Genomic DNA, 20,939 nt, shown 5'->3' with positions numbered 1-20,939 from the left:
TATGAAGGGAGTGTTTAAATTCCTCATCGCTGCTGCCGTGTTTGCGGGTGTCGCCGTGAGTGATTCTACGAGCTTTAAGGTTCACGTGATTGGCGACTCTACGGTCTGTAACTACAAGGACAATGCCTACCCGCAAACGGGTTGGGGGCAGATTCTGGGGAGTTTCTTTGACGGTTCCCGCGTTCAGGTGGTGAACTACGCTATCGGCGGTCGCAGTTCCAAGACGTTCGTGCAGGAAGGCCGCCTGGACGAGGTCAAGGCCAAACTGCAGAAGGGCGATATCATGATGGTCCAGTTCGGGCATAATGACCGCTATTTTGGAAGCAAAGCTCGCGAGGTCCCCTTTGATTCGCTTGGCTACTGGCTACAGCAGTATGCCGATGTGGCTAAAGGTGCGGGCGTTACCCTGGTGTACGTGACCCCGATGAACATGAACATGGGGGCGAATGGCCGCAATATCTTTACTGAATACAACGTTGTCGGCAAGATGGAAGAACTCGCCAAGAAAAACGGCGCCGTTTACGTGAACCTGAACGCGAAATCCTACAACGCCTACAGCAAGAGCTGGGACCCGGCGTATGTTTCCCGCTACCAGTTCAAGATGTTCCTGAAGGGAGAATACCCGAATTACCCGGATGGTGTCACTAACGATGGAACGACGCACTTCCAGGAATCGGGTTCCATTGCGCATTGCCAGTGGATTGCCGAGGAACTTGAAAGCGCCCTGAAAAATGAATCGTACATTTCTGCCGATAACAAGGCGAACTTGACGCAACTCGTGTCCGCCCTCAAGCCGCGCTACGCATTTACGGTCAAGGCGAATATTTCGAACAGCAAAGGGCTCATTACGCATAACCAGCAACTCCCTGGCGGCGCTCCGCTTACTTTGCATGTGAGCCCCGGTAGCTTTGGCAAGAAGTTCGTTGGCTGGTACGATGACGACTGCAATAAACTTTCTGCCGATTCGAACTACTACGGGAAAAAGACCCTCTACCGCGCTGCGACCTATACGGCTGTCTTTGACGGAGGGCCCGCCTGCCAGCCGACTTCGCACGGCGAAGAAAATTCTCTCGATAGCCCGACCTCTTCCAGCTCCGCTGGGCCTGAATCGTCGAGTTCGTTTGACCCGAAAATTTGTTTCGACGGTGTTGCCGACGAAGCTTGGCCTTCTCCGATTGACATGGCTAGCCCTGAAGCGGGGGATGGCTGGACCGAGGCGAACCACGAAGGCTATACGGGCCAGGGTTTCTTTAACTTTGACAACTCCGCCTACAGCACGGCTACTTACAATGTGACTTCGGACCAGTCCGCATCGAACGCCCGCGTGATGATCCGCTATTCGTTCCAAGGAAATACGGATCGCGATATGAAGCTGACTGTCGATAATGGTGAGTACGATGTGACATTCAAGTCTACCGGAAGCTGGGACAAGTGGGATACCGCTTACGTCGAGGACGTTTGGGTGGATGCGCTTGACTTTAAGGTGAAACTTGCCTCTGTCTCGGCAGACGGCGGACCGAATATCGACATGATTGCTTTCGACATCAAGGGCGTGTACCGCACCGGATGCAGCCCTGCGAAGGTGAAGGGCGATGTAGAATCGTCTTCGAGTGGAACGGATGCGATTGTGAAACGTCCGACGGATGTTCCTGCGGTTCGCGATGGCCGTCGCTTCAATGCCCTCGGTCGCATGGTCCCCGGCGAAAAGACGCATTCGAAACTCCCGAAGGGACGCTACTTCTCCAGATAGCTTTTTTGGGGTGATTCATTCCGCGGGGGTGTGGGATAAATCACTACAAAGAAATTTTTTTTGAAGTGTAGACTTTTTAAATATTCGAAATGTAGACGCTTTTGTTATATTTAAGGTGAAATGATCAATCTATTTGAGTATTTGAATTATCGCGAGTTTTTGCGCGACGCCTACGAGGAACGCCATGCGGGTGACTGGCGCTTTAGCCACCGTTATATTGCCGACAAGGCTGGTTTCGATGCGTCGATGTTCAACAAAATTTTACAGGGCAAGCGCAATTTGACCGCACGCCTCGTTTCTGTTTTTGCCGATATCTTCTGCTCCGATGCGCGAGAGAAATCTTATTTTGCCGACATGGTCGCCTTCAACCAGGCGAAAAACCATTCCGAAAGCAGGCAATACCTCGAAAAGCTTGTCGCCACCAAGGAATGCAAGGTGGAGAACGTGGCGAAAGACCAGTTCGAATACTTTGATCACTGGTACCACGCTGTAGTCCGCGAACTTGTGACTTTTTACCCCTATGTGGGCGACGATGCTGCGCTTGGTCTCATGGTGCGTCCGCCGATTACGGGCTCTCAGGTGCGTTCTTCCATTGCGCTTCTCGAACGCCTCTCGATGATTAAGAAGAATCCGGAGACCGGGTTCTACGAACAGACGCAGGGTCTGATTTCGAGCGGCTCGGAATCTTACAGCACGGCGGTGAATTCGTATATTCAGCAGAACCTGAACGTGGCGCAAGATGCGATGGACCGCTTTGGCCGTGGCGAGCGCAATCTTTCGACGCTGGCTTTTGCTTGCGACGAGTCGACATATAGCGAACTGGTAGAAATGGTCCGTCGCTTCCGTCGCGAAGTCTTGGCGAAGGTTGGCCAGTGCGAAAAGCCGAATCGGGTCTTCCAGCTCGGGATGCAGCTGTTCCCGCTTTCGGACCCGTATCCGCCTCCCAAGCGCAGGGGTCGCAAGCGCCGTATAGCGGGGCTCGATGCTGCTGCGGGTGAAAATGCTACTGGTGTCGAGAAAGATGGTGATGTGGAGGGTTCGGATGAGGCTTAGTTTATCTAAAGTTTGCAAAGCGCTCTCGGCCGGACTCTCGGCCTTGCTGGGCGCGGGTCTGGTTTCGGCCTGTAGCAACGACGGGAAGGTTGCGGGCGGAACCGAGGCGGAATCTACATTCGCCCTGCAGGTGCAGCTTGCCGACGGGTCTCCTGCCCCTAAAGCGCGAATCCGCATGCTCCCCGGCGATTTCCTGAGCGATGGCGAAATTTCTGCCGAGTGGATGGAATCCGATGCGGACGGCTTCGTGGAAATGGCTGCGGAACCGGGGGCCTACGCGGTTGAAGTCAGGAACGTGCGCGATTCCAGGGCTTCGGGCGCTGTGCTCAAATTTACGCTCGATTCGAACGATTCCAGAATCGATACGGTCCGGCTCGGAGAACTTTCGAGTATCGAAGGCTTCGTTTTCCTTGGCTCGGAAGCTCCTGTGATTCGCGTGGTGGGTCTCGACCGCTTCGTTGTTCCCGACAGCAGTGGACACTTTGTCATCGACTCGCTTCCGGCGGGAATTTTCGACATCCATGTAGCCGATGCCGCCGAAAAGAATTCTGCAACGCTCAGCTTTGTTCCGGGCGATACCTTGTATGTGGATTGCACGGATCCCGAATCCGAAATAAAGGTGTTCAAGAACCGTGAGCCGGTAGCGAGCAAGTATCCCGGGAAGGACTGGAGCGAACACGATGCGCTGCTTGCCCAGATGGAGGGCTATGCTGTCGGTACTCTGGGTGCTGCGGGCATTACCGATACCCTGGGGAACATCTCTAAGGCGGAAGGCGAAATCTGCATCGTCACCACGACGGAAGACTACCTGATTGTCGAGGACACGACGGAGGTGGATTCTGCGGGCAATGCGAAGACTTCTGCCGTAATCGCTCCGGGTTCGCTTCGCGACTGTGCCTATCGCGAAGGCCCCACGTGGATTCTTTTCGAGAAGAGCGGTACATACAACTTGCAGTCTCCGCTCCGCCTCAAGAACGACAAGACGTTCGACGGCCGCGGACGCGATGTGCGCTTTGCGGGCATGGGAATCCTTACCGAAACATCGAGCAACCTGATTTTCGAAAACATCACGTTTACGGCTCCCGCGATAACCGTGCTCGATACCAGCTCGCGCAGGGCGCTCTCGATTCACAACCGCTCGCATCACGTGTGGGTGGACCACTGCACCTTCGAGGAATACCCGCTGGTGGAACTCGACGTGAAGCGCGGCTCGCACAACGTGACCATATCCTGGTCGCGCTTCGAAAATGCGCAGACGGGCGTGCTCTTTGGACTTTCGGGCGATATCATCAAGGATACCGCGCAGAGCCTGACCGTGCATCACAGCTACTTTGCGGGCCTGAGCAGAGATGGTGTTCTCTCGCATGGCGGCGTGCTCCATGCCTACAGCAACTTCTTCGATGGTGTCGAGTTGTCTGGCGTGGTCTGTTCTGATTCTGCACGCTGCCTTGTCGAATCCAACGTTTTCAATAACGAGATGGCCGTGACGCTTTACCGCTGGTATAACGAAGACGGCTCTCCGGTAGATTCGACGGTCGGCTTTGTCGCGATGAAGGATAACCTGTTCACGGCGGGCGGCAAGCCCGTTGATGGCGATGCTCTCGGCTACAAGCCCGATTACGATTACAACGTCGATTTCGCCGATGCGGATAATGCGTGGATTGTCCGGACCGATAGCGGCGCCCAATAATTTGTTATAATTGCGCATAGGATGCTCAAAAAAAGGATTTGCCATGAAAAAGGGAATTCTAGCTTTTCTTGCGCTTGCTTTTGCATTTTCCGTTTCGTATGCGGGAGAACGCTACAGGGACCGCATGTTCGATGTCTCGTTCGAGAAGGATGTCGTCTACGCATCCGATGTCCCGCACCTTAACAAGGCGACTTCTATCACGCGCTTGATGATCGCGATGAAGGGGGCCGAAAGTGCGATTTATCTTTACGAAAATGAAACGGATATGGCTCCTGTCGAATTGCACATGGATGTCTATTCTCCCAAGGACGATTCCGAGAACAAGCGGGCCGCAGTCCTTGTGATGCATGGCGGAGCTTTTGCGGCGGGAAACAAGGCCGATATGGACCAGCAGTCTGTCGCCTATTGCGATTCGCTTGCGGCCCGCGGCTTTGTGGCTATTTCGGTGCAGTATCGCCTGGGCATTGCCACGAAAATCGAAAACAAGGTCCTTTCCATCGACAGTCTCGATTTTTCGAGGTCGGTCTATCGCGGAATCCAGGACGTGCGTGCGGCGGTGCGCTATGTGCGTTTCAATGCCGATAAACTTGGAATCGACAAGGACCGCATCTATCTTCTGGGCAACAGCGCGGGGGCAATTTTGGCCCTTGAAAATATCTACATGGACAAGGCTTCCGAAATTCCGCCTGTTGCGCATGACTCTCCTGACCTGGGGGGCCTTAATCCTTTTGGCGCGGCGGGCGAGGAATCCGAGGCGAACGCCGTTGTTGCTTTGTGGGGCGCTGTCCATGACCCCTCTATCATCGGGAATACCGAAACCCCCGTGTTGCTCGTTCACGGTACCGCCGATAGCACGGTGCTTTTCAAGACGGGGCGGCCGCTAAGGAATATCGCCGCGACTTTGGGTGTGAACATGGTGCAGATGTCGCTGGCCGGAATAGATTCCTTTGAAATCCAGACTCCTACCTTGTATGGAAGTTTTGTTATCGATTCCGTTCTCAAGGCAAAGAAAGTTGATCACGAGACGTACTTTGTCGACGACATGCCGCACGAATTTTACGACGAGGACGACTACGATACGAAAGTGAAAGAAAAAGTGTTCGGCTTTCTTTATGGACTCACGCAGAAGCCTTCGACGGTGCGCGTGGTTGGAGTGTTGGCTTCGCAGGTGTCGAAACTCCGCATGGGCGAGGGCAACCGCAGTTTCGTATACACGGGTTCCCGCAACGTCCAGTATGCGGTCACGGATTTGCGAGGCCGCATCGTGATGGACGGCTTTGCTTCGGCTGGCGAGGTGGTTGATTTGAACCGCCTCGACCGAGGCGTGTACGTGCTCCGCGTGAAGGGCGAACGTCCGCTGCGCTTCGGCCTCGTTAAGTAAATCTGATGGGGCTATGCCCCGGCGGCTTCCAAGCGCTTTACGTGGCAATAAGCCAATTCCTTGGTCTTTTGTACTTTCGCTTCGCTCAAGTACCAAATGCTAGGCTCGGTCATGACCAAGTACACTTGGTCGCGACTCTCGCCTTACGCATTTGTCATCACGCACCAGCGGCTTCGAGTCTCGCTACGTGGCAGTATGCAAGCTCTTTGGTTTTTTCATCACGTAAATGCAGGCTGGAGCCTTCGCAGTAGCGCCAGTACTTGCAGGTCTTGCAGTCGCCAATTTTTGCCCAGCTGCGGTCGCGCATTACCTGGTAGCGGTTCTGCCACACGTCCCAGAGGTCGTCCTTGTAGATGTTGCCCTGGATGTAGTCGCCGCGGAGGCTTGGGCAGGCAGAAATGCTGCCGTCGCAAAGCACCGAAGAAACGTTCACGCCGGCACGGCAGAAGAACGGGTAGTTGCGGGCGTCCTTCTCGTAGCTGCCGAGGAACCCTTCGCAGCCGTAGTTCACGTTGATGACGTTCATCTTCTTCACTTCGCGGATAAAATCGAACACCTGGCGGAATTCCTGGTTCGTGAGCTGGAACAGCGGATTGTCCTTCGCGCGGCCCTTCGGGAACACTGTCGCGATACGCCAACGCTTCACGCCGATTTTCAGGAGGATGTCGAGAATCTTCGGGAGTTCCTTCAAGTTCTGGCGGTTCACGCAGGTCATCACGTCGAAAGTGAGGCCTTGCGTGTGAGCGGCCATGTCGATAGCTCGGAGTGCGTTATCGAAACTCGTGGGGGCTCCGCGGAAATGGTTGTGGCTTTCCTTGAGGCCATCCAGGCTAATCGTGAGCGAGCGCAGCCCTGCATTCAGCAGCTTGGTGTAGCGTTCGGGGGTCATGGCAAGGCCGTTGCTGACCATTCCCCAGGGGTATCCGCGCTTCTTGATTTCCATGCCGCATTCTTCAAGGTCCTGGCGCATCAAGGGTTCGCCGCCGGTAATCACCACGATAAAGTGCTTCGGGTCGATGTGCGGGGCGAGTTTATCCAGCACACCCATGAAGTCTTTGCGGGGCATATCCGGGATGGCGTCCTTCACGCAGTCACTACCGCAGTGCAGGCAGTGCAGGTTGCAGCGCAGCGTGCATTCCCAGAAAAAGTACGTGAGCGGGTGCGCCTTGATTTCGTTGTGGCGGTAAAGGCGATATGCTTCGAGTGCGAGTTTCTTTTTAAGAGAGAGTTGCATAAAAAGTGTGGAGTGTGAAATGAGGAGTGTGTAATGTGAAATTTAATGGATGCGCTCACTTTCGACGTAGTATTTTGACTTGAATTCGTCTTCGCTATAGAGCGTCTTTTTATCCTTTTCGTCGTGACAGTCGAAAGTTTTCGTTTTGTCGTCGGTCGATTGGAAACAGGTGACGTCGTCTTCACAATAGTACGTGTCTGTGCACGCCGGATACGACATGGTGCAATTCTCGAAGTTCCCGGCAATCGCATCTTCCTCGTTTTCGCAATCGTAGAAAATACCATATTCGGGGCATATCTGATCAAAATCGCAGGCAATAAGCTTGTTGCCCGCTGAAGGGCTATCGCTGGAGGAATCATCACTGCAGCCGCTCCAGAGCATGGAGCAGAGGCTCAATAGAATTTTTTTCCAATGCTTTTTTATCATATTTTTCGACTTTCGTCTATAGGCTCATAGAGCCGTTCTTTCGTCTATTTCTCCATGCACTTGTTGATGCGTTCTTCGATTTCCTTCATCTTGTCTTCGTAGACCTTCTGGAGTTCTTCGTCCAGGGCAGGCTTGTTCACTTCCCACTCTTCCTGCATCTTGAGGAACCTGGCGTATTCTTCGCTGGGCCTGGTAGAGCCATCGCTGCAGGATTCTACCGCATTATTGATGACGGTCGGGGCGCCGTAAAGGGCTACGAACATGTCAAGTTCCCTGCGCAAGTTCTCGAGGCACATGGGCGTTTCTGCCAGGGTCTGCTTGATGGAATCAATCTTGTCTACGGCATCGTGCTTGGCCTGTTCCTCTTTCCACATCTTTTGGGTGTCTGCGCTGTAATCTGTAGCGAAATATGCGACACTGGAATCCATGGGTACACACGTGAAGTCTACTTCTACGCCGTAGGCGGGCATGATTTGTTCGAACACGCTGCTGGAACTTTCGGGTTTGGCCGCCTCGGAACTCGACGAAGCGGTTGTTTCGCTGGAACTGGACTGCGTGCCGTTTGCGTCGCTGCTTTCGGGGGCCTCCATGCAGTGGTTCGAATCGCAGGGCGGCGCTCCGTACATGGGCGCTTCATTAGGCGAGTTGTCGCAGCTGGCCCAGAAGAAAGCGGTCAACGTAAGTGCAATTTTTTTCCAATGCTTGTAGAACATGTTTCCTCCTAAATTATGTTTTGTGATTAATCCTGCTTTTCCGGACAGTCGATGATGGGGTGACAGCCTGCAAGCGAATCCAGTTCTTCGGAAATGTTCGGGTTCCGTTCGATGCAGACGTCACCATTTTCTGTGCAGTTTATGGCTTTTCCGCTGCCGGCCTTCGGGGCGAATACCTGGACTCCTTCGGGGAGCTCGACGCCTTCCGCACCCGCAGCAGAGGGGTCCCTCAGGTACTTGTTGCCGTCGGTGCAGTCGATAATCTTGAACACCTTGCCCGAATCGTTCGTTGCGGTATCGTTGTAGCAAAGGACTCCCTGTTCGATAATGACTGGAGCCTCTACCCCATAAAGGCAAACCGCACCCCCTATAGAGTCGGATGGCATTACCTGAACGCCATATTCGGGAGCAAACATAGAAACTTCATCGCTGGAGCCGTCGTCTCCGCAGCTGGCCCAAAAGAGCCCGGCCAGCGCAAGTGCAATCTTTTTCCAATGTTCGTAGAACATGTTTCCTCCTTTCTGCCACTGAGGGCATTCCGAATACTTTAAATATATACAAAATAAAAGCCCCCCGCAACGGCAGGTGGCTTTTGCGTGATAAAAGATGCGGTTTTTTGTTTAATTCTTGAATTTTACCGCTGTCCCGTAGGCGATAATTTCGGCAGAGCCGGCCATTACGGATGCCGTAGCGAATCGCACGTTCACGATGGCGTCTGCTCCGACGGCGGCCGCTTCGCGCGTCATGCGTTCGATGGCGATGTTGCGTGCGTCGTTGAGCATTTCGGTGTAGCCGGCAATTTCGCCGCCGATAATCGTCTTGAGGCTGGCAAATACGTCGCGGACCACGTTCTTGCTGAAGACCACGCTTCCACGCACCATCTGGAGGGTTTCGAATTCTTTGCCGCTGATAAAGTCTGTCGTGTAGAGCTTCATTGTTGTCTCCTTTTTTTATCGACTAAAAAAGATGTTTGTCTCACAGCGTGTTTTGGAACTGGTGGAACTTCTCGAGGAGTTCCGCGTACGTCTTTGTGGCCTCGAGCTGCGGAAACTGCGCCACGATGGAGTCCGGCGCGCAGAAGAAGCAGCCCTTGTCGGCCTGCTTGAGCATGCCCGTGTCATTGAAGGAGTCGCCCGAAGCAAACACTTTGAAGTTCAGCTCCTGCAGGTGCTTCACGACCTTCGTCTTCTGGTCGCTCATGCGCAGGTGGTAGCCCCTGATGCGGTCGTTTTCCACCACGAGATTGTGGCAGAAGATGGTCGGGAAGCCGAGGTTCTTCATGATGGGGTAGGCGAATTCCTGGAACGTGTCCGAAAGGATAATCACCTGCGTCTCGTCGCGGAGCTTGTCCATGAAGTCGCGCGCGCCGTCCAGAAGCCCGAGGTTCGCGATGACGTTCTGGATGTCCGAGAGCTTGATGCCCTCGCGGTCGAGGATGGCGATGCGGCCCTTCATGAGCACGTCGTAGTCGGGGATGTCGCGCGTGGTGAGTCGCAGGTCCGCGATACCCGTCTTCTCGGCGACGGCAATCCAGATTTCGGGGGCGAGGACACCTTCAAGGTCCAGGGTAACGACACATTGCTTCGTAAACATACGGCTATTTCTTTCTCTCGTTTATAATCTCGCGCAAGTCCGCGACCGTAATCTGGTACGGCGTGCGGCAGAAATCGCAGACGACTTCCAAGTTCTTGCCCTCGGCTTCGAGTTCCTGCAGGTCCTTGAGCGGGAGCGTGGCGAGTGTTGCCACCGTGCGTTCGCGGCTGCAGGGGCAGTAGGCCTTCGGGTCGATTTCCTTCACGATATCGATTTCGTACGGCCCGCGCAGCTGGTCCAGCAGCTCGTCCAGGTCAAAACCCTCGGGCGTGTTCATGTCCTTGAACTTCGGCAGGTTCTGCACGATGACTTCGATGAGGTTGATATCCTTGTCCTCGAGGTCGGGGAAAGCCTCGATGTAGAAACCCGCGGCGTAGTCGAGCTTGCTCGGGTCTTCGCGGTTGAACGCCGCCTCGATGCCCACGGCGGAGCGAATCTGCTCGGACTGCAGCAGGTAGGTGGCGAGGTTCTGGCCCATCGAAATGGCGGGCGCCTCGATGATGCTCTCGTGGACACGCTTGCCCTGCTCGTTCAGTTTCACGACCTGCACGCTCTGCGGGATGAGCGCGGGCTCGTTGCCGCCCACGGCCTGGAGTTCGGCCTGCGGGATCATCGCGCGCACAAGCCCCATCGGCGTCGTGTCAGACGATACCTTCGTGATTTCACCGCCAAAGCGCGTAGTCAGCGAGACCGTGCCCGCGTACTTGAGGCTTGCGCTCAGGAAAATGCTTGCGATGGAGTTTTCGGCCAAAAGCTTGAGGGCGAACCCCTGTGCGTTGTGCTGCTTGCCGATTTCGTTCATCGTCGCGGTCAAGTCGACGACAATCAAGCGGAAGGGCGTCTTTTTGCCCGTGGCGCGGATAATGCGGTCCTTGAAATTCATGGGCTCAAATGTAGTAAAAAATGTAGCCCGAGGGGAGTAGTGAAGTATGTGTTGTTATAATTGTACCAGTGAAAAAACAGCTATTTATCAAATTGATTCAACCCCAAATGCATCGTCGTCCAATGGATACGGACATAAAGTTGCACATGGCACCTCCTTTGGGCCTGCTCACGATTGTGAATCTGGTCAGGAAAGAGCACAGGGTGCAACTGGAAAATGAAAATATTCAGCAAATTCATTATGATGATGCGCCTGATATTGTTGGAATATCGGTTACGGTTGACACCTTGCCGAGGGCCATCGAGATAGCGCGACATTTTCGTGAAAAAGGCTCCATTGTTGTTGCTGGGGGAATTCATGTGACGACCGCCTTTGATACGATTCCGGCAAATGCTTTTGATGTGCTTTGCATTGGCGCTGCAGAAGGCACTTGGCCGGAGATTATAAAGGATTTTCTGGACAACAATCTGAAGCCTGTCTATCGCTGTCCAAAACTGCAAGATGGAAACCTTGTAGTTTCTCCTGCATACGATTTCCTCAAGAAAGGCGAATACTTATACTGTCATGTCGTTCACACAAGCAGGGGTTGTCCTTTTAGGTGTGATTTTTGCTATAACAGCGCTAAAGCACATCAATACCTAAATCGCAATATTCAAGATGTCTTGGCGGACATCAAGGCGGTTCGTTCGAGACACATCATGTTTATCGATGATAATTTTGCAGGGAACCCAGTATGGACAAAACAGTTCCTGAAAGAAATTATGCCGTTGCGATTAAAGTGGAGGGCGGCCGTGTCCATCAATGCGGCATTCGATGATGAATTGCTTGACTTGATGAAAAAATCAGGATGTCAAAGTCTGTTTATCGGTTTTGAAAGTATCAATCCGGATTCTGTAAGCGGGGTTCACAAAGTTCAGAACCACACGCAGGAATATGAGAAAGCGATAAGGGCTATTCATGAAAGGGGTATCATGATTAACGCTAGTTTCGTGTTCGGGCTGGATGGCGATACGCCTGAAGTCTTTAAGTCGACTCTAGATTGGATTGTGAAAAATAAGATTGAAACGGTCACATCCCATATTCTGACGCCTTATCCGGGAACGGCTCTCTATGACAGGATGAAATCGGAAGGAAGAATCCTTACCGATGACTTGACCCTTTACAATACGGCTCATGTGGTTTATCAACCAAGAGGAATGACTAGGCAGGATCTGTATCAAGGGTATCATTGGATTTATAAAGAAATATATAGCTTGAAAAATATATGGAGACGTCGTCCGGAGTCTAAGGGCATAAGAGCAGCCTACTTTACATTTAATCTTTTATACCGGAAGTATGGAAAGTTTACCGATATGCTCTGCCATTTGATATCGTATGAAAAAATAGGGGCGATTGCGGAACGAATAGCGAAGTCGGTCTAAGATGAATAGTCTTTGAATTTATTATTTTCCTCAAAAAGAGGTTCAATATGCAGATACTTTTCCTTATGGCCGATGGTTTCGAGGAAACCGAGTTCGTCACACCTTTCGATTACCTGCAGCGGGCGGGCTTTGAGGTGGCGCTTGCGAGCGTTTCGGGAGATTCGTTCGTGACGGGTGCCCACGGGCTCAAGATTGCGGCCGATTTTGCGCTTTCGGGTGCCGATACCGCCAAGTTCGATGCCGTTCTCCTGCCGGGTGGCGGTCCGGGCGTGCAGCGCCTCAAGGCATCTGCCGACGTGGAGCGCGTCGTGTGCGACTTCAACGACAAGAACAAGTGGATTTTCGCTATCTGCGCGGCCCCGCTCGTGTTGAGCAAGGCCGGGCTTCTTGTGGATAGGACGGCGACATGCTTCCCGGGCTGCGTGGAGGAACTTGTCTGCAACAAGTTTGTGGAAGACCGCGTGGTGGTGGACGGCAATATCGTCACGAGCCGCGGGGCCGGAACCGCCGAGGAATTCGCGTTCGAATGCATCGCACAGCTGGGCGGGCGCGATTTGTCCGAAAAAATCCGCAAGCAGGTCGTGGCCCGCTAGGCGTTTTTGTATATTGTTCACATAAACAACAAACGAGGAATTTATGAAGTTTTCTCATGCTTTGATTCTTGCAAGTTCGCTCGCATTTTTCGCTTGCGGTGACGATGAATCCTCCACCGGTCCGAGCAACAACGATACTGCGGACTGCTCCGTGACCGACGGCGTGAAGGTTGTTTCCCCGAAGGGCGGCGAGGAATTCAAGGTGGGCGAGACCATCAAGGTCGTGTTCGGCTCCGACATGGATTTTGGCGGCTTCGGTGTTGAGCTCCGCTTCGACGAGGGCGCGAAGAAGGTGAACCTGCTCGAAGAAAGCATCGACGACGCTGTAATCGATGGCAAGACCTGCAACGAGTACGGCATCAAGCTGGATGCCGAGGGCATTGTTGCGGCAGATGACGCCTATATCTACGTCTATCCGTATTCCAAGCAGGCCAAGGCGGGCAAGTCCGGGACCTTCAAGGTCAAGGAGTAATGACCCCCCGCTTCGACGACAGTAGTTTCACCGTGGCCATCGTGGGCTGCGGTGGTTTTATCGGTAGCCATTTGCTCGACGCCGTGCTGGAACGTACCCGCTGGCGCGTTTTTGGCGTGGATCTCGATTTCTACAGGCTACAGCACCGTCTGAACCATGAACGGTGCGAGTTCCTGTGTGCGGATTTGGCCGACCCTGCTGTCGTGGAGCGCATCGCGCAGTTCCCGCTGGTGGTGAACTTGGCAGCGATTTGTACGCCGAGCCGTTACATGGGGGAGGCGTGCGAGGTTATCCGGAGCAACTACGACCATCCGGCGGCTTTGGCCTCGGCCTGCGCGAAGAGCGGGGCCTGGCTCGTGCATTTTTCTACGTCTGAGATTTACGGGAAGACTGCGGTGGAGAGCGGAGAACTGGAGGAAGATTCGACTCCCGCCGTGTTCGGGCCCGTAACCGCGAGCCGCTGGAGTTACGCGACGGCGAAGCTCCTGGCGGAACGGTTTATCGCGGGGCTGCCCGGCTTGCGCTGGACTGTGGTTCGCCCGTTCAATTTTGTCGGGCCGTACATGGACTTTATGCCGGGCGTGGACGGCGAGGGAATTCCGCGGGTACTCGCGAACTTTTCAACGGCGCTTTTGCGGGGCGAACCCCTGAAGCTCGTGAACGGCGGGAAGGCGAAGCGCTGCTTTACGAGCGTGCACGACGCGATTGATTTCTTATTTGCGCTGTTCGATGCTGGGCTTGGATGCGCGTTGAGTTTTGGTGTCGGTGATTCGCCGGATGCTGCGGGTGTATCGAAGGTAGGTGCCGCGCCGAGCGCTGGTGTCTTCTCGCAGGCGTTCAATGTGGGGAATGCGGAGAACGAGGTTTCGATTGCGGAACTGGCGCAGAAAATGCGCGCGATTTTCGCGAAGGTGCGCGGGATTGATATCTCTACGCTGCCGGAACCGCAAAGCGTTTCGGGCGAGGAATACTACGGCGCGGGTTATGACGATTCGATGCGTCGCATGCCCTCGGTTACGAAGGCCGAGCGCCTGCTTGGGTTCAAGGCGCGCATCCCGCTCGACACGGCTCTGGAAGAATCGCTCTCCTGGTTCGTGAAGCATTATTCTGTGTAGAACTGTATTATGTGTCATCCTGAGCGAAGCAAAGCGAAGTCGAAGGATCTAGACTATTTCATTTTCATTCCGGCATACAATGTCGCCGCGACTCTCGCCGGCGTGCTGGGGAGCATTCCTCCCGCGGTCATGGAACGCGCGCTGGTGCTCGTGATTGACGACGGCTCGAAGGACGATACCCGCGGGGCTTACGAAAATTTTGTGGGGGAGGCCCACCTGCAGTACATGCGCTTTGAGTTCAATCGCGGTTACGGTGCCGTAGTCAAGACCGGAATTTCCGAGGGGCTCCGCTCCGGCGCGAGATACATCGCCTGCCTTCACGGCGACGGGCAGTACCCCGCAGAACAGCTAGATGAATTCTTCGCGTATCTTGAGCGCGAGCCCGAATTAGCCTTAGTCCAGGGTTCGCGTCATGCCATCGCAGGTGGCGCGAAAGCCGGAAACATGCCTCTCTATAAGCGCCTCGGCGGGGCTTTCCTTACCGCGCTCGAGAATGTCGCTTTCCGGCAGAAGCTTACGGACCGTCATAGCGGTTTTATTGTCTACAATGCGGAATTCCTGAAGACGCTCGACCTCCAGAAACTGAGCCCGAGTTTCGATATCGACCTGGAAATCATCTCCATCGCCGATGCCTGCGGCTACCGGCTGGCCGAACTTCCGATACCTACGCGATACGCAGACGAAAAATCCAACCTGAACGTAGTGACTTACGGCCTGCGCGTCTTGCGGCAGGTTTTGCGTCGACTGTGTTTGCGCTAATGACAAAGGATCCTGATATGAAAAAATTACAGCTAATCGCTGCTGCCATCGCCCTTCTTATGACGGGCTGCAATGAGGATGCTCCCTTCACGATGAAGGACAAGGCCGGCAACGTCTATAAGACTGTCATGATCGGGAACCAGGTTTGGATGGCCCAGAATCTGAATGTCGAGACTGAAGAGAGCTGGTGCTATTTCGACAATCCCGCGAACTGCGAAAAGTATGGCCGCCTGTATACGTGGAGTGCTGCAAAGAAAGCTTGCCCCGAAGGCTGGCATTTGCCTGACACGACAGAATGGAATGTCTTGATCCAAACGGCTGGTGGCGGCGAAATTGCTGGCGGCAAACTCAAGTCCACGTCCGGTTGGGATGAAGACAAGGGCGAAAGCGGCAACGGGACGGATGATTTCGGGTTCTCGGCGCTCCCAGCCGGCAGCAGGGGCATCTATGCGGGCTTTACCCTCAAGGGCGGCGTTGCATCCTCATGGACTTCTACGGGGACCAGCCGCTACTACGCGTACAGCATGTGCTTGAACTACAACTATGCCACAGCAAAACTGGGTGTCAGCAACAAGAACTACGGGTTCTCGGTCCGCTGCGTGAAGGACTAGCTGTCTAAGCAAAAATAAGGCGCTTTTTGCGTTTTTTGAGGGGCTTTGTCAAAAATGTTAAATAAGCGGTGATGTCTGAAGTTCTTTGAATTTTTTTTTCATTTGCTACGACATTTCAGTTTTTTTTATTTACATTGAATGTGATAGAACTAGTTTGAGGTTTTTATAGAAAACTAAAGGATGAAAATATGAAAAAATTACTGATAATTGCTGCCGGCATTGCCCTTCTTATGACGGGTTGCAATAAGGAAATTCCCCTGACAGTAAATGACCGGGATGGCAATACCTATAAGGTCATCAAAATCGGAAAGCAGGTTTGGATGGCACAGAATTTGAATGTCCGGACCGAAGATAGCTGGTGCTATGACGACAATCCCGCGAACTGTGAAAAGTATGGCCGTCTATATACATGGGATGCCGCTGCGAAAGCTTGTCCCGAGGGATGGCGCTTGCCTAGCAAGGATGAATGGGAAGATTTGTTCGATGCTGTTGGCGGCTCAATGAGTGCTGCCAAGAAACTCAAATCCACGTACGGTTGGAAAGAAGATGATGGTGAAAGTGGTAATGGTACGGATGATTTCGCTTTCACGGCACTTCCTGCTGGCGCTAGGGATAAGCGTGTGGGATCCTTTGATGAAGGCTACATTACGAGATTTTGGAGTTCTACTGAAATCAGCGCCGATTTGTTGTACAATATGGGCTTGTCGAACTCTGGCAGTGCGGACTTGGGCTCCAATGGTAAGTCCTTTGGAATTTCAGTTCGCTGTATCTTTGACTAGGCCTACAACCGTCAGAGCTTTTAGCCGGGCTTAAACTACCCGTTGCCGTGGTGCTTGTCGTGGTTGGGGCAGCCGCAGCCGCCCTTGCCGTCGCAGTTTTCCTTGTGCCCGTGGTGGCCATGGCCTTCGCCGCCGCATTCGCATTCATGGCCTTCCTCGCCGCAGTGGCACTCGTGCTCGCCTTCGCCCTTGCCGCCACAGCAGCAGTGGTGGCCTTGCGGGTTGAGTTCCTCTTCGGTGGCCTCGCGCACGCTCACGACCTCGATGGCGAAGTTCAGGTTCTTGCCCGCGAGTTCGTGGTTTGCGTCGATCACGGCCTTGTCGCCCGCGACGGACTTGACGCGGATGGGCATCGGGCCCATGGGCGTCTGCGCGTAGAACATCATGCCGGGTTCCACCTTCTCGACACCTTGGAAAGCGTCCATCGGGACTTCCTGCGTCATGCGCTCGTCATATTCGCCGTAGCCTTCGGCGGGGATGACCTTCACATCGAACTTGTCGCCGACTTCGTGGCCGACCATCGCGTTTTCGAGCCCCACGACGATCATGTGTGCGCCCTGGATGTACTGGAGCGGTTCGCGGCCTTCGGAGGAATCAATGACGGCTCCTTCGTCGGAGGTGAGGGTGTAGTGCATCTGGACGACGGTCTTATCGGCGATTTTCATGGTGTTCCTTTGGCCCTGAGTCTGGGCGGTGAAAATTATAGGCGCAATATAGAAAAATTAGACCTTCTTGCGGTCGTGCCACACGCTTTCGTTGAATAGCTGGCCTTCGGAAAGCCCGTATTTTTCTTCGACGCCGGCGAGGCGGATGGCCTCGTCGATGGATATTTTCCCGCGGATGGCCTGCGTGTAGATGAGCGCCTTCTTACGCACTGTTGCTGCGTCTTCCTGGAGCATTTCGAGGCGGAAATGGTTCACTCCGGCGGCGCGTAAATCCGGCAATAATTTCAGGGCGGATTGCGGTTTGCCTACGAACAGTGTGTTGCGGCATTCCGCGTCGCTCTGCAGAAAGTGACGTTCGCCCTTGTGGTCGAGAATTTCGACCTTGTGCTGGGTGCAAATCTTGCCGCATTCGGGGAATCGCCTGCCGGTAGTGAGCGCGCGGGCAAACGCGCAGTATTCGGAATGGAAGGCGGGCATGTACTGGTGGAGCGTGAGTTCCATGCGGCTCCCGTCGATATCATCCAGCAGGTCGAAAAGTTGAGTGGAGTTCAGGTCCCACGAGGGGTGGAGCGTCTGCAGCCCCTGCAAAAGCAACCAGTCGTAGCTCAGGCAGTTTGCTGCATTCAGGCTGTAGTCACCCGCGAGCGGAATGCCACTTTCCTTGAGGATGGAGAGCGCACCGAGGTTACGGACCAGCGCAAAGTCGGGGCATAGCCGCAGGATGTTCTTGAGGTAGTGGCTTTCGCCCGGCTTGTGGATACGGAGTGTGGCCATGCCTGCCCTGAAACCGAGTTCGCGGATTTGTTCGAGCGGTTCGTCGTATTTTACGCCCCAGTCGAAATCCATGACAACGTTGTCTATGTCGAGGCCTTCGAGGGCTGAGATTTGTTCGGGACTGCGGACGAGCACCGAAATGACCGGTCGCGCGGCAGTGGGCGCAACTTTCGTGCCGAACTTTACGCTGTTGAGGAGGGCACGGCCCGCATTGGCGCTCGGGTTCAGCTCGTGCCATATGCAGCGTTCGTTGTCAAGCGCTTCTATCGCCTTCTGGCGGAGCGTGCGGAGCATCTTTCCGGGGATGAAGGCTCCGCGTTCGACGTCAATTTCTAGATCCCTGAGGCTGTAGGCGGTCGCACTCAGGCCCGAAAGTTCCTTCTGTGCGAGGTCGCGCAGTTTATCGCCCATGTCACCGTTCTTCGCGGCTTCGAGCACCGTGTCACTTTCGATTTCAACGCGGTTGCGCGGTACATCGTAGACGGCGAGCTTGAGCACATTGCCGATGCTTCCCGAAAGTTCCATCTTCACGGGAATGCGCTTCGCCTGCTCGCGGTCGGTAAACGTCTTGCGCAGTTCCTTTTCCAGCGCAGGGGAATCATTCCTGTACACCTTCATCCCACGGGCGACCTGCCGCGTGTCGAAATCGCGCCCGAATTCCATTTTCAGGAGTTGCGGGCCGCAGCCGCGCGTAGATGGCTTGCCTTTGTACTCGTGCACGACTTGCGAGGCGTAGAGTCTCGCACCGGCGCTTTGAGCGAATTTCGGTTCCTCGAAGAGGATTCCGTCACCCGGCCGCGGCATCATATCCGCAAGAACATTTTCATCCAGTTCCACCACGACACACCCGCGCTCCACGCGTACGACCGTCCCGAGGAACATCCCGTGATGGTTGCTGAACGTGCCGTCCACGAGTTCCTGGTGGTTGTCCCCGTCAAGCCAGCCCGTGCGTAGCCCGCGGCTGAACAGCACTTCGAGCGGCGCCATGTCTTTGCCTTCGAGCGGGATGCGGCCAAGCGCCTTGCGGTAGGCGCTTGCGACCGCCGCTACGTATTCCGGGCTCTTGAGGCGGCCTTCCACCTTGAGCGAGCTCACGCCGATTTCTTCAAGTTCGCCGAGTCGCGGGAGGGCGCACAAATCGTGCGGACTGAACAGGTATTGCGCATCCGTATCGCGGTATTCCTTGCCGTCCACGAATATGCGATAGGGGAGCCTGCAGCTCTGGGCGCACTGCCCGCGGTTTGCGCTGCGACCGCCGAAATTCTCGCTGGTGAGGCACTGCCCCGAATAGCTCACGCATAGCGCGCCGTGAATGAACACTTCGAGCTCGAGCGGGGTCGCTTCCTTGATGCGGGCGATTTCCTTGAGCGAAAGTTCGCGGGCGAGCACGGCGCGGTTGAACCCCAGTTTTGCCGCCAGATTCACGCTTTCGGCGCTCGCGAGCGTCATCTGCGTGCTCGCGTGAATTTCCTGCGTGGGCGCGATGGCGCGTATCAGGCGCGCAAGCCCGATATCCTGGATGATGAAGGCGTCCGGTTCCAGCGAAATCACCTTCGCGAGGAATTCCGGCAACTCTCGCAGTTCGCGCTCGAATACGAGAACGTTCATCGCAAGGAACGTGCGCACGCCGCGTACCCTCGCATACCGGATCATCTCGCCGACGTCTTCGAGCGAAAAGTCCTCGGTGCGCCCGCGCGCGTTCCAGTGCGGAACCCCGAAATAAACGGCATCGGCGCCGTTAGCGACGGCGGCCTCGAGCATCTCGCGCGTACCCACGGGCAAGAGAAGTTCCGGAGATGGCCTAGTATTCGAATTCATTTTATCAAAGATAGTTTTTTCGTCTTCGCAGGGCGCTTTATGTCTACACGATATCTTCGAGCTTGTATCCGAATTTCACGACGGCTCCGGATTCGCGTACCATGAGGACCTTGCGGTGGGCGAGCCCCTCGAGGATAGCCTCGTCCAGCCGATCCTGGATGTCTTCGGGGCTGCCTTCGAACGAAATTTCCTCGATTCCGTTAGGGAAAACTTCTTCCGCCCAGTCGCGTGCTGCCTTGTTGCCCGCTTGCGTGATGACGGCCACTACGGTGTAATCCGGGTCCATCTCGTAGAGGGCTTCGTGGATGAATGTGTCGTCATCAGGTGTGTTTGCCTTGCTGGTGAACAATCTCGGCAGGCCAAGGGGGGGAACATTCGCATCTTTTACCGAAACGGAACCCTCGAAACCCTGAGCGACGAACCATGACCAGATTTTGTCAATCATAATACCCTTTTTTAAAGCTGATGGACTTTATTCTCTTTATTTATAATTAAATTTCGGCTATGAAAAAATTTTTCGCTATTTTGGCAATAACAGGTTGTTTTCTGGGACTTAGCGCTTGCGCTGATCAAGAAATGAACAATGAAATCGCACGGCTTACAGCGAACAAGGTCGAAATGGAACGCCAAATCCAGGCGATGCAGCAGGAACTTGATTCGCTGAAGCGTCAGAATGCGAAACTGGCGAGCGAACTATCCGCGCTGGACATGAACTAGCCCGGCGCAGAAGCCTTTAAGTTTTTTATTGCTCAATCCAGTTCATGCGGCCGGTAAAGCGCACTTCTTCGGGGACAACCTGGAAGGTGCAGCTGATTTCGACGGCGGCATTCTTCGGAAGCGCGGAAACACCCACGGCGGTACGCGCGTGCTTGCCGTTTTCACCGAGAATCTGGACGGCAAGTTCGCTTGCGCCGTTCAATACGGCGGGCTGTTCGTGGAAGTCGGTTGCGGACTGCACGAATCCCTGCATCTGCACTAGCTTGAGCGTTTCGCCGTGTTCGAGTTTCGTCATGGCGGCGGCGATGTTGTTGAGGAGGCAGACGCGTGCTGCCTCGGTCGCCTTTTCTGCAGAAAGTTCAGTCGGGACGGTTCCCGTGTAGGCCGAAAAATCGCCCTTGACGCTCGGGAGCTGTCCTGAGACGACGATGGTGTCGCCGAAGCGAACGGCGGGAACGTATGCGGCAAGCGGTGCCGGGCATTGCGGGAGCG

23 protein-coding genes are annotated in these 20,939 nt (G+C 54.6%); 12 read left to right on the top strand and 11 right to left on the bottom strand.

What is annotated here, in order from left to right; translation table 11 throughout:
• The first annotated feature begins 1 nt into the window (after position 1).
• The 4 genes from B2310_RS01745 to B2310_RS01730 all read left to right on the top strand — a co-directional run bounded on the left by B2310_RS01745 (position 2) and on the right by B2310_RS01730 (position 5,874).
• Complete coding sequence (locus B2310_RS01745; protein ID WP_290728238.1) at positions 2-1,750, top strand: GDSL-type esterase/lipase family protein; 1,749 nt, start codon at positions 2-4, stop codon at positions 1,748-1,750.
• Positions 1,751-1,870: 120 nt separating this feature from the next.
• Positions 1,871-2,803, top strand: coding sequence for a TIGR02147 family protein (locus tag B2310_RS01740; protein WP_290728236.1), 933 nt, complete (start codon positions 1,871-1,873; stop codon positions 2,801-2,803).
• On the top strand, positions 2,793-4,493 hold the full coding sequence (locus B2310_RS01735) for a right-handed parallel beta-helix repeat-containing protein (RefSeq protein ID WP_290728235.1): 1,701 nt from the start codon (positions 2,793-2,795) through the stop codon (positions 4,491-4,493). The genes B2310_RS01740 and B2310_RS01735 overlap by 11 nt, the downstream gene beginning before the upstream one ends.
• 43 nt (positions 4,494-4,536) lie before the next feature.
• The gene (locus B2310_RS01730) at positions 4,537-5,874 is read left to right on the top strand and encodes a carboxylesterase family protein (RefSeq protein WP_290728234.1); all 1,338 of its coding nucleotides are present in this window, start codon (positions 4,537-4,539) and stop codon (positions 5,872-5,874) included.
• 157 nt (positions 5,875-6,031) lie between these two features.
• Here the strand turns inward: B2310_RS01730 and B2310_RS01725 are convergent, their stop codons facing one another.
• The 7 genes from B2310_RS01725 to B2310_RS01695 form a co-directional block, all read right to left on the bottom strand.
• Entirely contained in the window at positions 6,032-7,108 is a 1,077-nt protein-coding gene (locus B2310_RS01725; RefSeq protein ID WP_290728233.1) for a TIGR04133 family radical SAM/SPASM protein, read from the bottom strand.
• 42 nt (positions 7,109-7,150) lie between these two features.
• Positions 7,151-7,534, bottom strand: coding sequence for a hypothetical protein (locus B2310_RS01720; protein WP_290728232.1), 384 nt, complete (start codon positions 7,532-7,534; stop codon positions 7,151-7,153).
• Between the two features lie 44 nt (positions 7,535-7,578).
• Positions 7,579-8,247, bottom strand: a complete 669-nt coding sequence (locus B2310_RS01715) for a hypothetical protein (protein WP_290728231.1) — start codon at positions 8,245-8,247, stop codon at positions 7,579-7,581.
• Between the two features lie 26 nt (positions 8,248-8,273).
• Positions 8,274-8,756 carry a hypothetical protein gene (locus tag B2310_RS01710; RefSeq protein WP_173381537.1) on the bottom strand — a complete coding sequence of 161 codons (483 nt, stop codon included), beginning with the start codon at positions 8,754-8,756 and terminating at the stop codon, positions 8,274-8,276.
• A gap of 111 nt (positions 8,757-8,867) precedes the next feature.
• A complete protein-coding gene (locus tag B2310_RS01705; protein ID WP_290728230.1) occupies positions 8,868-9,182 on the bottom strand; it encodes a YbjQ family protein in 315 nt (104 codons plus the stop codon).
• A 40-nt stretch (positions 9,183-9,222) separates the two neighbouring features.
• Positions 9,223-9,840: a bifunctional phosphoserine phosphatase/homoserine phosphotransferase ThrH gene (gene thrH / locus B2310_RS01700; RefSeq protein WP_290727093.1), complete on the bottom strand. Its 618-nt coding sequence runs from the start codon at positions 9,838-9,840 to the stop codon at positions 9,223-9,225.
• A gap of 4 nt (positions 9,841-9,844) precedes the next feature.
• A complete protein-coding gene (locus B2310_RS01695) occupies positions 9,845-10,723 on the bottom strand; it encodes an Hsp33 family molecular chaperone HslO (RefSeq protein ID WP_290728229.1) in 879 nt (292 codons plus the stop codon).
• Between the two features lie 107 nt (positions 10,724-10,830).
• Between B2310_RS01695 and B2310_RS01690 the strand changes: the two genes are divergently transcribed.
• The 7 genes from B2310_RS01690 (at position 10,831) to B2310_RS01660 (ending at position 16,473) form a co-directional block, all read left to right on the top strand.
• Positions 10,831-12,144 carry a B12-binding domain-containing radical SAM protein gene (locus B2310_RS01690; RefSeq protein ID WP_349679635.1) on the top strand — a complete coding sequence of 438 codons (1,314 nt, stop codon included), beginning with the start codon at positions 10,831-10,833 and terminating at the stop codon, positions 12,142-12,144.
• 47 nt (positions 12,145-12,191) lie between these two features.
• The gene (locus tag B2310_RS01685) at positions 12,192-12,737 is read left to right on the top strand and encodes a DJ-1 family glyoxalase III (protein ID WP_290728227.1); all 546 of its coding nucleotides are present in this window, start codon (positions 12,192-12,194) and stop codon (positions 12,735-12,737) included.
• Positions 12,738-12,780: 43 nt separating this feature from the next.
• A complete protein-coding gene (locus B2310_RS01680; protein ID WP_290728226.1) occupies positions 12,781-13,209 on the top strand; it encodes a hypothetical protein in 429 nt (142 codons plus the stop codon).
• Positions 13,209-14,324: an NAD-dependent epimerase/dehydratase family protein gene (locus B2310_RS01675; protein WP_290728225.1), complete on the top strand. Its 1,116-nt coding sequence runs from the start codon at positions 13,209-13,211 to the stop codon at positions 14,322-14,324. The genes B2310_RS01680 and B2310_RS01675 overlap by 1 nt, the downstream gene beginning before the upstream one ends.
• Before the next feature lie 9 nt (positions 14,325-14,333).
• The gene (locus B2310_RS01670; RefSeq protein WP_290728224.1) at positions 14,334-15,083 is read left to right on the top strand and encodes a glycosyltransferase family 2 protein; all 750 of its coding nucleotides are present in this window, start codon (positions 14,334-14,336) and stop codon (positions 15,081-15,083) included.
• Between the two features lie 17 nt (positions 15,084-15,100).
• Positions 15,101-15,694: a fibrobacter succinogenes major paralogous domain-containing protein gene (locus B2310_RS01665; protein ID WP_290728223.1), complete on the top strand. Its 594-nt coding sequence runs from the start codon at positions 15,101-15,103 to the stop codon at positions 15,692-15,694.
• A gap of 188 nt (positions 15,695-15,882) precedes the next feature.
• Positions 15,883-16,473 carry a fibrobacter succinogenes major paralogous domain-containing protein gene (locus B2310_RS01660; RefSeq protein WP_290728222.1) on the top strand — a complete coding sequence of 197 codons (591 nt, stop codon included), beginning with the start codon at positions 15,883-15,885 and terminating at the stop codon, positions 16,471-16,473.
• 35 nt (positions 16,474-16,508) lie between these two features.
• On the opposite strand, the gene slyD is transcribed toward B2310_RS01660, so the two are convergent.
• The 3 genes from slyD to B2310_RS01645 are packed head-to-tail and all read right to left on the bottom strand — an operon-like array spanning position 16,509 to position 20,175.
• Positions 16,509-17,138 carry a peptidylprolyl isomerase gene (gene slyD / locus B2310_RS01655; protein WP_290728221.1) on the bottom strand — a complete coding sequence of 210 codons (630 nt, stop codon included), beginning with the start codon at positions 17,136-17,138 and terminating at the stop codon, positions 16,509-16,511.
• Between the two features lie 57 nt (positions 17,139-17,195).
• The gene (locus B2310_RS01650) at positions 17,196-19,730 is read right to left on the bottom strand and encodes a U32 family peptidase (protein ID WP_290728220.1); all 2,535 of its coding nucleotides are present in this window, start codon (positions 19,728-19,730) and stop codon (positions 17,196-17,198) included.
• A gap of 43 nt (positions 19,731-19,773) precedes the next feature.
• Positions 19,774-20,175 (bottom strand): hypothetical protein, encoded by a 402-nt coding sequence (locus B2310_RS01645; RefSeq protein ID WP_290728218.1) that lies wholly within the window; start codon positions 20,173-20,175, stop codon positions 19,774-19,776.
• Positions 20,176-20,234: 59 nt separating this feature from the next.
• Here B2310_RS01645 and B2310_RS01640 point away from each other — a divergent pair, with 59 nt between their 5' ends.
• Complete coding sequence (locus B2310_RS01640) at positions 20,235-20,447, top strand: hypothetical protein (protein WP_290728216.1); 213 nt, start codon at positions 20,235-20,237, stop codon at positions 20,445-20,447.
• A gap of 25 nt (positions 20,448-20,472) precedes the next feature.
• Here B2310_RS01640 and B2310_RS01635 read toward each other — a convergent pair.
• The coding region (locus B2310_RS01635; protein ID WP_290728214.1) for a RidA family protein at positions 20,473-20,939 on the bottom strand (467 nt) is incomplete at its 5' end.

The sequence above is a fragment of the Fibrobacter sp. UBA3629 genome (assembly GCF_002374005.1).
In the GTDB taxonomy this organism is placed as follows: Bacteria; Fibrobacterota; Fibrobacteria; order Fibrobacterales; family Fibrobacteraceae; genus Fibrobacter.
The sequence above is the reverse complement of the archived record's forward strand: the minus strand, read 5'-3'. Positions and strand labels throughout refer to the sequence as shown.

What these genes read in the sequence shown, in the direction of transcription:
- B2310_RS01710 (WP_173381537.1), bottom strand. Translation starts at nt 8,756, where the DNA reads ATGTTCTACGAACATTGGAAAAAGATTGCACTTGCGCTGGCCGGGCTC.
- B2310_RS01660 (WP_290728222.1), top strand. Translation starts at nt 15,883, where the DNA reads ATGAAAAAATTACTGATAATTGCTGCCGGCATTGCCCTTCTTATGACG.
- B2310_RS01680 (WP_290728226.1), top strand. Translation starts at nt 12,781, where the DNA reads ATGAAGTTTTCTCATGCTTTGATTCTTGCAAGTTCGCTCGCATTTTTC.
- B2310_RS01685 (WP_290728227.1), top strand. Translation starts at nt 12,192, where the DNA reads ATGCAGATACTTTTCCTTATGGCCGATGGTTTCGAGGAAACCGAGTTC.
- B2310_RS01640 (WP_290728216.1), top strand. Translation starts at nt 20,235, where the DNA reads ATGAAAAAATTTTTCGCTATTTTGGCAATAACAGGTTGTTTTCTGGGA.
- B2310_RS01650 (WP_290728220.1), bottom strand. Translation starts at nt 19,730, where the DNA reads ATGAATTCGAATACTAGGCCATCTCCGGAACTTCTCTTGCCCGTGGGT.
- B2310_RS01735 (WP_290728235.1), top strand. Translation starts at nt 2,793, where the DNA reads ATGAGGCTTAGTTTATCTAAAGTTTGCAAAGCGCTCTCGGCCGGACTC.
- B2310_RS01715 (WP_290728231.1), bottom strand. Translation starts at nt 8,247, where the DNA reads ATGTTCTACAAGCATTGGAAAAAAATTGCACTTACGTTGACCGCTTTC.
- B2310_RS01705 (WP_290728230.1), bottom strand. Translation starts at nt 9,182, where the DNA reads ATGAAGCTCTACACGACAGACTTTATCAGCGGCAAAGAATTCGAAACC.
- B2310_RS01740 (WP_290728236.1), top strand. Translation starts at nt 1,871, where the DNA reads ATGATCAATCTATTTGAGTATTTGAATTATCGCGAGTTTTTGCGCGAC.
- B2310_RS01725 (WP_290728233.1), bottom strand. Translation starts at nt 7,108, where the DNA reads ATGCAACTCTCTCTTAAAAAGAAACTCGCACTCGAAGCATATCGCCTT.
- B2310_RS01695 (WP_290728229.1), bottom strand. Translation starts at nt 10,723, where the DNA reads ATGAATTTCAAGGACCGCATTATCCGCGCCACGGGCAAAAAGACGCCC.
- thrH (WP_290727093.1), bottom strand. Translation starts at nt 9,840, where the DNA reads ATGTTTACGAAGCAATGTGTCGTTACCCTGGACCTTGAAGGTGTCCTC.
- slyD (WP_290728221.1), bottom strand. Translation starts at nt 17,138, where the DNA reads ATGAAAATCGCCGATAAGACCGTCGTCCAGATGCACTACACCCTCACC.
- B2310_RS01745 (WP_290728238.1), top strand. Translation starts at nt 2, where the DNA reads ATGAAGGGAGTGTTTAAATTCCTCATCGCTGCTGCCGTGTTTGCGGGT.
- B2310_RS01645 (WP_290728218.1), bottom strand. Translation starts at nt 20,175, where the DNA reads ATGATTGACAAAATCTGGTCATGGTTCGTCGCTCAGGGTTTCGAGGGT.
- B2310_RS01670 (WP_290728224.1), top strand. Translation starts at nt 14,334, where the DNA reads ATGTGTCATCCTGAGCGAAGCAAAGCGAAGTCGAAGGATCTAGACTAT.
- B2310_RS01720 (WP_290728232.1), bottom strand. Translation starts at nt 7,534, where the DNA reads ATGATAAAAAAGCATTGGAAAAAAATTCTATTGAGCCTCTGCTCCATG.
- B2310_RS01675 (WP_290728225.1), top strand. Translation starts at nt 13,209, where the DNA reads ATGACCCCCCGCTTCGACGACAGTAGTTTCACCGTGGCCATCGTGGGC.
- B2310_RS01690 (WP_349679635.1), top strand. Translation starts at nt 10,831, where the DNA reads ATGCATCGTCGTCCAATGGATACGGACATAAAGTTGCACATGGCACCT.
- B2310_RS01665 (WP_290728223.1), top strand. Translation starts at nt 15,101, where the DNA reads ATGAAAAAATTACAGCTAATCGCTGCTGCCATCGCCCTTCTTATGACG.
- B2310_RS01730 (WP_290728234.1), top strand. Translation starts at nt 4,537, where the DNA reads ATGAAAAAGGGAATTCTAGCTTTTCTTGCGCTTGCTTTTGCATTTTCC.